Raw genomic sequence first — 11,703 nt, 5'->3', positions numbered from 1 at the left:
GCCGCGCCCCACCCGGTCGCGGCGGCGTCTCGGCCCTTGGGGACGGCGCGGTCCGGGCGGCGGCGGCCGGCCGCCGCGGCCGGCCGCCCGACGGGTCACTGCTCCAACAGCGGGAGCAGTTCCGGCAGATGACCGTCCGAGGCGTGGGCGACACGCCGCCGTTCCTCGGGCACCTCGCCGTAGAGCGAGGTACGCGGCCGGGAGGGGCGTCCAGCGGCGTCCGCGATGGCGGTGAGGTCGCGAACGGAGCGGTACGAGCCGTAGGAGGAGCCCGCCATGCGGGAGATGGTCTCCTCCATCAGGGTGCCGCCCAGGTCGTTGGCGCCGGACTGGAGCATCTCCGCCGCCCCCTCGGCGCCGAGTTTGACCCAGCTGGTCTGGATGTTGGGGATGTGCGGGTGGAGGAGCAGCCGGGCCATGGCGGTCACCGCGCGGTTGTCGCGGGTGGTGGGGCCGGGCCGGGCGATGCCCGCGAGGTAGACGGGCGCGTTGGTGTGGATGAACGGCAGGGTCACGAACTCGGTGAACCCCCCGGTCTCCCGCTGGATCCCGGCGAGCAGCCGCAGGTGTGCCAGCCAGTGCCGGGGCTGGTCCACATGCCCGTACATCATGGTGGAGGAGGTGCGCAGACCCAGCTCGTGCGCGGTCCTGACGACCTCGACCCAGGTGGCCGCCGGGAGTTTGCCCTTGGTGAGGATCCACCGCACCTCGTCGTCCAGGATCTCCGCCGCCGTGCCGGGCAGGGAGCCGAGTCCGGCCTCCTTCGCCTCGGTCAGCCACTCCCGGATGGACAGGCCGGTGCGGGCGGCGCCGTTGACGACCTCCATCGGGGAGAAGGCGTGCACGTGCATGCCGGGCACGCGTTCCCGGACCGCGCGGGCGATGTCGAAGTAGGCGGTGCCGGGCAGGTCCGGGTGGATGCCGCCCTGCATGCACACCTCGACGGCGCCGACGTCCCACGCCTGTTCGGCCCGGTCGGCGACCTGGGAGAGGGAGAGCGTGTAGGCGTCGGCGTCGGTGCGGCGCTGGGCGAAGGCGCAGAAGCGGCAGCCGGTGTAGCAGACGTTGGTGAAGTTGATGTTCCTGGTGACGATGTAGGTCACCGCCTCCCCGACGGTGTCCCGCCGCACCGCGTCCGCCGTGCGGCAGAGCGCGTCCAGCGCCGGTCCGTCGGCGTGCAGCAGCGCGAGGGCCTGGGCGTCGCTGAGCCGCGTCGGGTCGTCGGCGGCCTGGGTGAGCGCGGCCCGCACGTCGGAGTCGACTCGTTCGGGCGCCATCCCGGGAGCGGCCCGCTCGCGCAGCTCCGACCAGTCGCCGTAGACCTCGTCGAAGTCGGCCCGGCGGTCCGCGCCTCGGCCCTCGGTGTCGATGGTGCGGTGCAGGTCGGTACGGCCCGAAGGGGTGAACACCTCGTCGGGCTCCTGCCACGGCCTGCCCACCACGGGGACGTCCGGGCGGGCGAGGCCGGTCTCCGGATCGGCGAGCGCGGTGACGTGCGGCAGCAGCCGCGGGTCGAGCCACGGCTCGCCGCGGCGGACGAACTCCGGGTAGACGGGGAGCCGTTCACGCAGCTCGAAACCGGCGGCGGCGGACCGCTCGGCCAGCTCCTCGATCTGGGGCCAGGGACGCTCCGGGTTGACGTGGTCGACCGTCAGGGGGGACACCCCGCCCCAGTCGTCGACTCCGGCGGCGATGAGCCGGTCGTACTCCGCGTCCACCAGGTTCGGCGGGGCCTGGACGCAGCCGGACGGGCCGAGGACGAGCCGGGTCACGGCCACGCAGGCGATCAGCTCGTCCAGTTCGGCGTCCGGCATACCCCGCATCGCGGTGTCCGGTTTCGCGCGGAAGTTCTGCACGATGACCTCCTGGACACCGTGGTAAGCGCGCGACACCCGGCGCAGCGCGAACAGCGACTCCGCCCGCTCCTCGTGGGTCTCGCCGATGCCGATCAGCACGCCGGTGGTGAAGGGGACGCTGGAGCGGCCCGCGTCCTCCAGCACCCGGAGCCGTACCGCCGGTTCCTTGTCCGGCGAGCCGTGGTGCGGTCCGCCCGGTTCGCTCCACAGCCGCTCGGCCGTGGTCTCCAGCATCATGCCCATGGAGGCGGCGACCGGCTTCATCCGCTGGAAGTCCGTCCAGGACAGCACCCCGGGGTTGATGTGCGGGAGCAGGCCGGTCTCCTCCAGCACCCGGATCGCCATCGCCCGCACGTAGGAGAGGGTGTCGTCGTACCCGTGCGCCTCCAGCCACTCGCGCGCCTCCGGCCACCGGTCCTCCGGACGGTCGCCCAGGGTGAACAGGGCCTCCTTGCAGCCGAGTTCGGCGCCCCGCCGGGCCACGTCCAGCACCTCGTCGGGGGACATGAACATGCCGTGCCCCGCGCGGCGCAGCTTCCCGGGCACGGTCACGAAGGTGCAGTAGTGGCAGCGGTCCCGGCAGAGCCTGGTCAGCGGCAGGAAGACGCTGCGCGAGTAGGTGATCACGCCGGGGCGGCCGGCCGCCGCCAGCCCCGCGTCCCGTACCCGGGCCGCCGAGGCGGCGAGATCCGTCAGGTCCTCCCCACGTGCCTGGAGGAGCACGGCGGCCTCCGAGGTGTCGAGGGCGACTCCGTCGCGCGCCCGGCGAAGCGCCCGGCGCATGGCGTTGGCGGTGGGTCCGGTGGGTCCCTGCGCGTTCGAGGTCATGCTTCGACCCTACGACCAGCCGCTTTCGCCCTCCATGTCCCCGTCCGGTGTCCCCGTCCGGTGTTCCTGACCGGTGTCCCCGTCCCATCGGCCCCGCCGCCACCTCGTCGCCCCGCCCCCTGCGTCCGGGCGTCCGGGCCGTCTTCCCCGCCGTCCTTCGCGTACCCGCCGTCCCCCACAGGTAGCGGCCGTCCCCCTCACAGGTAACGGGCGTAGGCGTCCAGCGCGCGCATCACCTCGTTCTCGTCGCCCGAGGGGAGCCGGAGCAGGACCTCGCTCACCCCCAACTCCCGTAGGCGCGCCAGCTTTCCCGGCGTCGGCTCCAGGAAGCCTGGCACCACCTCCGGCTCGCCCGGCCCCCGTCCCGCCGCGACCCAGGCCGCGCGCAGCTCGGGCAGCGCCCGGGCCAGTCCCCCACCGCCCACCGACATCCAGCCGTCCGCGAGTTCCGCGACGTCCGCGAACAGCCGGGGGTCCGCCGCACCGCCCAGCAGCACCCGCGGGCCGCCGGGCCGGACCGGTTTCGGATGGGCCCAGCTGGCGGACACCGATCCGAACTCCCCCTCGTACGCGGTGGGTTCCGGTGCCCACAGCGCCCGCATCAGCCGCAGCCGGTCCCGCACCAGCGAACGCCGTCGACGCCACGGCACCCCGTGGTCGACGGCCTCCTCCCGGTTCCAGCCCAGGCCGACACCGAGCGTGAACCGTCCGCCGGACATCCGGTCCACCGTGGCGGCCTGCTTCGCGAGCACGATCGGATCGTGCTGGGCGACCAACGTCACGCTGGTACCCAGCGCCAGCCGCTCGGTGACGGCCGCCGCCGCGCCCAGCGCCACCAGCGGATCGAGGGTTCTGGTGTACGCGCGCGGCAGCGGGTCGCCCATGGGGCCGGTGGACTCCCGGCTGATCGGGATGTGCGTGTGCTCCGGCAGGTAGAGCCCCTGGAAGCCGCGCTGTTCCAGTTCCCGCGCGAGCCGTACCGGGGTGATCGTCTCGTCGGTGAGCGGGATCGTGGTCGCGACGCGCATCGGGTCCGCCCTTTCCTGGGTCCGCCCCACTCCCTACGGTGCTGAACACGTCCCGCTGAGCGCACACCGCCGTGCGTGCCGTGTTCGGGGACATTCACGCGTATTCGGGGGAGTTCCATGCGTATCACGTCTGTCGTCACCCTGGTACTGAGCCTCACACTCCTCGGTACCCCCGCCGCGACGGCCGCCGGGACACCACTCCCCACGCCCCACGCGGCGGCCGCTCCTCCCCCGTCCGGCGAGGCGACCGGCCCCCAACAGCCCGAAGGGAACGGGGATCCGTACGGAGCGCGCGAACAGCGCGAACGGTCCGGCGCGCGCGACGGGAACGGCGGAGACAGCGCGGACGGCACACCTGTGGAGGATGGCGCGCGAGCTGACACCGGCGGCGGCGACGGCCCCGGCGAATCCGGTGAACTCGGCGGACCCGGCGGCCTCGACGGGTCCGAAGGCCTCGACGGGTCCGATGGTCTCGACAGATCCGATGGTCTCGACGGGTCCGGCGCACTGGGCGGACCCGGCGGTGCGCGGGTGTCGCCGGTCGCCTTCGGGAGCGTGGACGGCGAGCGGTCGTTGCGGGCCGCTCCCCGGCGGTTCCCCGAACGGGCCAGCGGGGGCGGCGCGCGGGGCGGGACCACCAGCGGCGTCACGGGCGGCGGCAGTGTCGGCAGCACCAGCGGGGTGGGTGGGGCCTCGTCCAGCGTGGGCGGCAGCCGCGGCGGGACCAGCGTCAGCGGCGCCGGCGGGACGAGCAGGGGAAGCTCCGGGGCGACCAGCCGGGGCGCCGCCGCGACCGGAGCCGTCGCCTCAACCGGCGGACACGACGGGGACGTCGAGAAGAGCGCGGGCGGTGGCTCCTCCGGCGGTTCCTTCGGGCTCTCCGCGATCCTGAAGACACTGTTCTCGTTCGCCTTCCTCCCCCTGGTGCTGCTGATCGGCGTCGTGATCTTCCTCCTCGCCCGGAGTCCCGCCGGTCGGCACCGCCGCTGAACTCGGCCGTCGCGCCCGCCCGTTCACTCCCGCACCCCGCGAGCCCGGTCACCGGCCCGAGCGCGGGCGGGGCAGGGCCCGGACAGGGCCGAGGACAGGCCGGACAGGGCCGGGGCAGGGCCCGGACAGGGCCGGGACAGGACCGGATGGCGGGTCCAGCGGGGTTGAGCTGGATCGAACGGTCGGCCCGGAAGGGGCCGGGTGGATCCGGCGCCTGAAAGGGACTCTGGGAGGGCGGGGTACGGGCTCCGGAAGGGGGCTCCGGGAGGGGTCGTCGCAGCTTCTCGGACGGAGCCGTCGCCGGGCGCCGTCCGACGGCGTGACCCACCGCCGTCCACCGTCGTCCACCGCCCGGTCGCCCGGCCGGACGCGGGGTCACGGGGCGCTCCACCGGCTCGAACCGGGAGTTATCCACAGGGCTTTCGCGCGTTCTCCGCACCCGCGTACAACGGACTCACACAGCCCACCGGGCGGTCGTCGCGGCCCGCGCTCAGCGGGCGCGGCCAGCCGGTGCGCTCAGCGACCCGCCCCACCGTGACCAGCGCGCTCCGGCGCGCGGAGAGAGAGCCAGCATGGAACGGCGTGACGTACTCAAGCTCTCCGCCGCGGCGGGCGCCGCGGGCGCCCTCACCCTGCACGGGGTGAGCTTCGCCCGGGCCGCCAGCGGGAGCGAGCACTCCGAGACCATCTCCGGCAGGCTCCCGCACGGCGCCCCCGATTTCGTCTATCTCCCCGTCGAGGTCCCCAGCGGCGTCCGGGAGATCTCCGTCTCCTACTCCTACGACCAGCCGGAAACTCCCGCCGGAACCCCAGGAAACGCCCTGGACATCGGGGTGTTCGACGAACGCGGCACCGGCCGCGGTGGGGAGGGCTTCCGGGGGTGGTCCGGTGGCTTCCGCGACAGCTTCACCCTCAGCGCGGAGCGAGCCACCCCCGGCTATCTGCCCGGTCCGGTCGGCGCCGGGACCTGGCACGTCATCCTCGGCCCCTACACCGTCGCGCCCCAGGGCCTCGCGTACGAGGTCACCGTCACCCTCCGCCACGGCGCCCCGGGCGCCACCCCCGAGCCCAGCTATCCCCCCGAGCGCGCCCGCGGTCGTGGCCGGGCCTGGTATCGAGGCGACTGCCACCTCCACACCGTCCACTCCGACGGTGAGCGCACCCCCGAGGAGACCGCCGCCGCGGCTCGGGCGGCCGGGCTCGACTTCATCACCAGCACCGAGCACAACACCACCTCCGGGCACGGCGCGTGGGCCGGTCTGTGGGGGCCGGACCTGCTCATCCTCTGCGGCGAGGAGGTCACCACCCGAAACGGCCACTACCTCGCCCTCGGCACCGAGCCGGGAACCTTCGTCGACTGGCGCTACCGCGCCCGTGACGACGCCTACGCCCGATGGGTCCGGGCCATCCACCGGTCCGGCGGGCTCGTCGTCCCGGCCCATCCGCACTGCCCGTTCGTCGGCTGCCAGTGGAAGTTCGGCTACGCGGGCGCGGACGCCGTCGAGGTGTGGAACGGCCCCTGGACGGCGGACGACGAACTCGCCGTCGCGGCCTGGGACAACGAACTGCTCGTCCGGGGCTCCGGCGAGTGGCTGCCCGCCCTCGGCAGCAGCGACGCGCACCGCGAACCCCAGAAGGTCGGCCTGCCCCAGACCGTGGTACTCGCCGAGGACCTGACGAGACCGGCGCTCCTCCGCGCCATCCGCGCGGGCCACAGCTACCTCTCCGAGTCGTCGAGCGTGACGCTGCGTCTGACGGCCAAGAGCGAGCGTGGCGCCCACGCCGACATCGGTGAACGGCTGCGGGCCTCCGCCTCCGAGCGGGTCACGGTGCGGCTGGAAGCCGAGGGCGCGCCCGCGATGTCGACGCTCCGGCTCCTCACCGACCAGGGCGAGATGCGTACCGCCCCCGCCTCGAACGGTCCGCTGGAGTGGCGTACCACCGCCTCGCTCGCGAGCTACGTCCGAGCGGAGCTACGGCATCCCGCGGCCGACGACGCTCCGGCCGAACTCCCCGGCGCCATGGCCGCCATGACCAACCCCATATGGCTGGGCCGATAGCGCTCCGCTCCCGAACGCCAACGCCCCTCACCGAGCACGCCGGTCCGAACCGAATCCCTCACCGGCCGAATCCTCCCGAACCGAATCCCCCCCCGCCAGACCGGCCCGCGTCACGCCGGGCCGGGGCCACTCCGGGCCGGGGCCACCCCGGGCACTCCGACCCGAATCGCCCCGTGCCCGAGCCGTACTGGCCCACGTCACAGCGGCCCGAGTCACACCGGCCCCCGGCGCCTCCCGCGCCTTTCGGCCCTCTGGCCTCGGGCCACTCCGATCCCGAACCACCTGCGCCCGCTCTCGGGCCCAACCTCCCCGCTCGGCGGCACCGGAAGACCACCCACCACCAACGGCGCCCGCTCCCCGACCCCGAACAGGACGGCGCGACCCCACGGCGAACGGGCCCGGGGCCCGCCGTCCCCACCACGGCTCCACCGTAGGGCCGTTGGCCGCTTCGGACAGACCGGGTGGCCCGCGCTCCGACGGTCAGCCGACGCCTTCGACCTCCCCCAGGAAAGCCGGAACCAGCCGGTTCACGTCCCCCTCAGGAAGCCCATGTCCCGTTCCCTCCAGCACCTTGATCCGCACGTCCGGCACCAGGTGCCGCGCCCGCTCCGCCGCCCGCCGGGCGTCCGTGCTCCGGCTCCCCCTCACCAGCAGCACCAGCACCGGCACCGTCAGACCACCCAGCTCCGCCTCGGTGGCGCGGCGCGGTGTGGGGAGCCGGGAGCGGAACGACCGCAGCGACTCCACCGTGAGGTTCAGCTGGGCCTCGAAGTCCTCCGGCCGCTCTCCGGTCTCCCCGATAAGGCGGCCGAACCAGCGCCGTTGGAGCCCCCGGACTCCGCACACCATCACCGCGACGGTGCCGAGCAGGAAGGTGGGCCTCAACGGCGCGAGCACCCCGGCGGGCTCGGCCAGAGTGAGGGAGGCCACGCGCTCCGGCGAGCGCGTCGCCTGCTGGCAGGCGATCCAGCCACCGTAGGAGAGGCCCACCAGGTGCGCCCGTTCCACCCGAAGACCGTCGAGCACCTCGTCCAGCCACGCGGCGAGGGCGTCCCCGGTGCCCAAGGGGGTGGTCTGGGTGCTGTGTCCCGGCTCGCCCAGCAGCTCCGGCGCGTACACCACCCGGTCCCGGCCCAGCGCGGCCACGTGCGGGGCCCACACCGTGGGAGAGGCGTTCAGGCCCGGAAGCAGCACCGCCGGAGTCGCCTCGCGATCCGTGGCGGCGTCCGCGTCCGCCGGGTAGCGGTACACCCGGCTGTCGCCGTAGCTCGTCGCGAGGTCCACCGCCTCGGGCTCCCCGGGCCAGCGGCCCAGCGCGCGGTCGTACGCCGCCATGAACCGGGCGCGGGCGGCCTCGCCGCTGAACGCACCAGTTCCCGTGCCCATCCGCACATCACACCCTTCGGATCCGGAATCGCCTCCGCCCGGTTCCCGCGCCGTGCCCGCCCTCCGGGCTCCACCGTCCACCTCCGTACGCGCCACGGGAGTGTCCTTCGCCGCACCCGATACTCGCAGCCGACCACATCCCCGACGCGCCAGGGGGGGCATAGCACCCCGCGTCAACTCGCCTTTCCCTCCCGTGTCTTGGGGCCCGGGCCGCCGAGGCCGAAGAGACTGACCACGTGGCCGGTGAGCCGGATGCCACGGCCCGGAAGAGGCGATCCGGGTTCCGGAGACCGGGGCGGGGAACCCGAAGACCGGTATCCGGTCCGGAGGTCGGCGTTCGGAGATCGGAGTGCGGGGTCCGGAGATCGGGGGTCGGAGGCCGTGGCGCGGCACCCGGCAGACGACGACCCGCTCTCCATGTCCATGCCGTGATTGGCGGTGAAAGCCAACACCGTCCGACTCGGCGGTATTTCACCCCATTCCCCCGAGAAGACGGGATTTCCAGCTCCGGAACTCCCGATAAGCCACCCGCGCACACCGGCTGTCACCGCGCCGGGAATTGCCGAGAAAGGAGCGCCATGGAGCCCCGTCGCTCCGCGTGCCACCCCGCGGATCCACCGGCCAACGATTCTCACCCAACCGACGGGAATGGCAGGGCCATCCGGCGAAAAAACTCCGCGCCACACCACCTGGAACAGGGGCTTTCAGCGACCGACGGCCGCCGAACCCAGCCGGGAGCACATCTCCCCGCATCTCCCGCGCCCCTCTCCCTCCGACCTCCCCGACCAGCCCAGGGAACGCCGCTCGGAGTACCGGAGAGAGCCACAACAGCGTGGCCGAGGCCATGCGAGCGAGGCTCCCCGAGCCGGAACAGCGAACTTCCCCGGCCCGCCCACCGGTTCCTCTCCGGCGATGTCGCCGGGAACTCGCGCACCCCGCCCCGGGGACCCCGCTCCGACTTCCGCTTCGAATGTGAGAAGACCGACAGGGGACGTGAGAAGCCCAACAGGTCCGTTCCGCTCCGGACCTGCCCCGCCGCCCACACCCCGGGGATCCTCCATGACTCTCACCACACTCCACCACCCGCACCGCACCCCGGCCACCCACCCGTCACCCCTCCCACCACCCACCTCCCACCACCGGCCACCGGCCACCGGCCACCAACGGGGCGTCATCCCATCGCCTCGGCACACCGTCACCTCCGTCACCACGGCGGCCCCGGAGCGGAACGGGACCGCGGGCCGTCATGGCGCCGCGGGAGGCGAGGGGTGGCCCCCGGGAAGCGCGGAGGACAGGGCCCCGGCGGCACCACGGCCACGGAGCGGAGCAACCGGAGCGGCGGGCGCGGGCGTGCCGATCGACGGCCGGGCGTCACGGGACCGACGACCGGTTACCGGGGAGCACCCGTACGGCGAGGCGGTTCGCCCGCACGCGCGGACGGGCCGTCAGGACGGCTGGGGGTCGGGCGGCGCACGGGCGGATCACCGAGCGCGCGGAGCCGAGCTGGCCCGTGAGACGTGCCGAAGCGTGGAAGGCGAGTGATGAACCGTCACAACATCGGCACCGGAGGGGCGCTCACCCTCACCACACCGTCACCACCTGCGGGCCTTCCGCATCGCGGCCGTGTGCGACTGCGGATCACCGGGGCCCGGTTCCGCTTCTCTCCTTGTCCGAAGGCGAAGTGTTCGATTGAATCCCGTACTCTGGCCACCTCCGATGGACAGTACGCACAGCGCACTCCCCCAAGTGATCTTGTTTCGCACGCTTCCTGACAGCTTCTCGGTCGATCGCGCGTCCAACACCCCCGAGGGCGCGCGTTGGACGACGCGCAGCCGAGTTCGAACGCTGCCGTGTCGCCGCCGGGCCGTGCCCCGCGCGGTATCCGCTTTGCGGAAGAGAAAACGTCGCCGGATGTTCCACGTACCGGGTGTACGAGGGAAGCGATTGAGACAACATGAGGGAGTTGCTGCGGCGACGGGTTGTTTCCCTTGCCCCTCGTGCGGCATCTGCCCGACCCCACAACCCAGTTCCCCCAAGGATTCCGATGACCGAGATACCGGTGGCGCTGATCGCGATCCTGGCCGCAGGCACCGCAGCCGCCGCCGTCATGACCGTTCTCTTCTTCCGTGCGCGTCAGGAAAAGCAGCAGTTGCACGCGCGTTTCCAGGCGGCGTCGAAAGAACAGGAGAACTCCGCTCGGCACGTCACCGACCTCACGGACCGGGTGCGGTCCACCGAGGCGGAGGTGAGACACCTGGCCAGCGCCCGCATCCCCGACCTGGGCGCTGCTCTCACCCATCCGAACGTGCCGGTTCGTGGCCCCCTCAACTCCAGTGTGGCTGGCACCGATCTGGACGCCTCGCTCACCGCCGTGCTGGATCAGTTCAGCGACGCCGTGAGCAAGGAGCGGTACCGGATGGACGCCGCGGCCCAGTCCGCGATGCGCGGTGCGACCACCACCATCCAGGCGCTGCTGTACCAGTTGCAGACGGTGCTTCAGGGCATGCAGGAGCAGTACGACGACCCGCAGGTGGCCAAGGACCTGCTGGCCGCCGACTTCCTCAACGAGCAGGCGCTGCGCCGTATCCAGTCCACCGCGGTGGTCTGTGGCGCGTGGCCCGGGCTGACCCGGCAGAACTCGCACGTGGCCGACGTGGTCGTGGGCGCGATGTCCCGCATCAGCGGCTACGAGCGGATCCAGGTCACCAACCACCTGCGGGACCCCGTCGGCCTGGTGGCCCGCGCGGTGGAGCCGCTGGCGATCGTGCTGACCGAACTGCTGGCCAACGCGGTGCACTTCTCGCACCCCGAGTTGCCGGTCGCGGTGACCCTCCAGCAGGGCAACCGAGGAGTGTCCGTGATCATTGATGACGCGGGCGTCGGGATGCACAATGACGAGCTGCGCCGCGCCGTCCAGCTGATGTCCGGTCAGGACGCGGTCATGATCACCGAGCTGGGTGATCCTCCGCGTACCGGATTCGCCACGGTGGGACAGCTGGTGCGCCAGTACGGGTTCAGCACGCATGTGGAGGCGTCGCCCTACGGCGGTGTGCGGGCCGTTGTCTACATTCCGGGCGAGCCGCTGCTCACCCTCATAGACGAGGAGGAGCGTCCGATGTCGCCAATGGCCCCCATGCCCGCGAACATGCCGGCCGGTACCCCGCGTCTCCCCGAGGAGGAGGAGCTGCCGAGGCGCCGCCGCCGCGCGGCCGGGCAGGAGACCAGCGCGCAGGCGCCGCAGGAGTCGGTGACCCCGGCGGCGGCACCGGCCCCCGACCCGGTGGCGTCACCGGAGGAAAGCGCTTCCCGCTGGGCCGCGTTCCAGCAGGGCACGGCGTCCGGCCGGGCCGCAGGGCCCGCCGCCGACCTGGACGCCCCGGACTCTATGGATCACATGGACTTCAGCGGCGCCCCGGGTTCCGCGTTCCCTCACGCGGACATCACACCCCCCGCGCCCACGGACGCTGATGAAGTCGCTCGTTCCGCTCAGACCGCTCCGGCGGTCGATGCCGAGGTCGACACCGAAGGGAATCCCCCCGCATGACAACCCCCGTC

The 11,703-nt window shown here is 73.1% G+C and carries 6 protein-coding genes; 3 read left to right on the top strand and 3 right to left on the bottom strand.

Annotated features, from left to right (window positions below; translation table 11 throughout):
- Window positions 1-95: 95 nt before the first annotated feature.
- Window positions 96-2,684, bottom strand: coding sequence for a bifunctional FO biosynthesis protein CofGH (locus E0L36_RS21125; protein ID WP_180930681.1), 2,589 nt, complete (start codon window positions 2,682-2,684; stop codon window positions 96-98).
- 197 nt (window positions 2,685-2,881) lie between these two features.
- Window positions 2,882-3,712 carry a TIGR03619 family F420-dependent LLM class oxidoreductase gene (locus E0L36_RS21120; RefSeq protein WP_180930680.1) on the bottom strand — a complete coding sequence of 277 codons (831 nt, stop codon included), beginning with the start codon at window positions 3,710-3,712 and terminating at the stop codon, window positions 2,882-2,884.
- Between the two features lie 117 nt (window positions 3,713-3,829).
- Here E0L36_RS21120 and E0L36_RS21115 point away from each other — a divergent pair, with 117 nt between their 5' ends.
- Window positions 3,830-4,702, top strand: coding sequence for a hypothetical protein (locus tag E0L36_RS21115; RefSeq protein ID WP_180930679.1), 873 nt, complete (start codon window positions 3,830-3,832; stop codon window positions 4,700-4,702).
- 572 nt (window positions 4,703-5,274) lie between these two features.
- Complete coding sequence (locus tag E0L36_RS21110) at window positions 5,275-6,762, top strand: CehA/McbA family metallohydrolase (protein ID WP_180930678.1); 1,488 nt, start codon at window positions 5,275-5,277, stop codon at window positions 6,760-6,762.
- A gap of 480 nt (window positions 6,763-7,242) precedes the next feature.
- Here the strand turns inward: E0L36_RS21110 and E0L36_RS21105 are convergent, their stop codons facing one another.
- Window positions 7,243-8,148, bottom strand: a complete 906-nt coding sequence (locus E0L36_RS21105) for an alpha/beta fold hydrolase (protein ID WP_180930677.1) — start codon at window positions 8,146-8,148, stop codon at window positions 7,243-7,245.
- Between the two features lie 2,044 nt (window positions 8,149-10,192).
- On the opposite strand from E0L36_RS21105, the gene E0L36_RS21100 reads away from it, so the two are divergent.
- On the top strand, window positions 10,193-11,692 hold the full coding sequence (locus tag E0L36_RS21100) for an ATP-binding protein (RefSeq protein ID WP_258016363.1): 1,500 nt from the start codon (window positions 10,193-10,195) through the stop codon (window positions 11,690-11,692).
- The last annotated feature ends 11 nt before the right edge of the window (window positions 11,693-11,703 follow it).

This window comes from Streptomyces sp. AJS327 (assembly GCF_013450295.1).
Classification (GTDB): Bacteria; Actinomycetota; Actinomycetes; order Streptomycetales; family Streptomycetaceae; genus Streptomyces.
Note: the sequence above shows the minus strand (reverse complement) of the source record. Positions and strands in the feature narration are given on the sequence as shown.

Excerpts from the sequence above, each read along its gene's own strand:
- E0L36_RS21125 (WP_180930681.1), bottom strand. The coding sequence starts at position 2,684 with ATGACCTCGAACGCGCAGGGACCCACCGGACCCACCGCCAACGCCATG.
- E0L36_RS21120 (WP_180930680.1), bottom strand. The coding sequence starts at position 3,712 with ATGCGCGTCGCGACCACGATCCCGCTCACCGACGAGACGATCACCCCG.
- E0L36_RS21115 (WP_180930679.1), top strand. The coding sequence starts at position 3,830 with ATGCGTATCACGTCTGTCGTCACCCTGGTACTGAGCCTCACACTCCTC.
- E0L36_RS21110 (WP_180930678.1), top strand. The coding sequence starts at position 5,275 with ATGGAACGGCGTGACGTACTCAAGCTCTCCGCCGCGGCGGGCGCCGCG.
- E0L36_RS21105 (WP_180930677.1), bottom strand. The coding sequence starts at position 8,148 with ATGGGCACGGGAACTGGTGCGTTCAGCGGCGAGGCCGCCCGCGCCCGG.
- E0L36_RS21100 (WP_258016363.1), top strand. The coding sequence starts at position 10,193 with ATGACCGAGATACCGGTGGCGCTGATCGCGATCCTGGCCGCAGGCACC.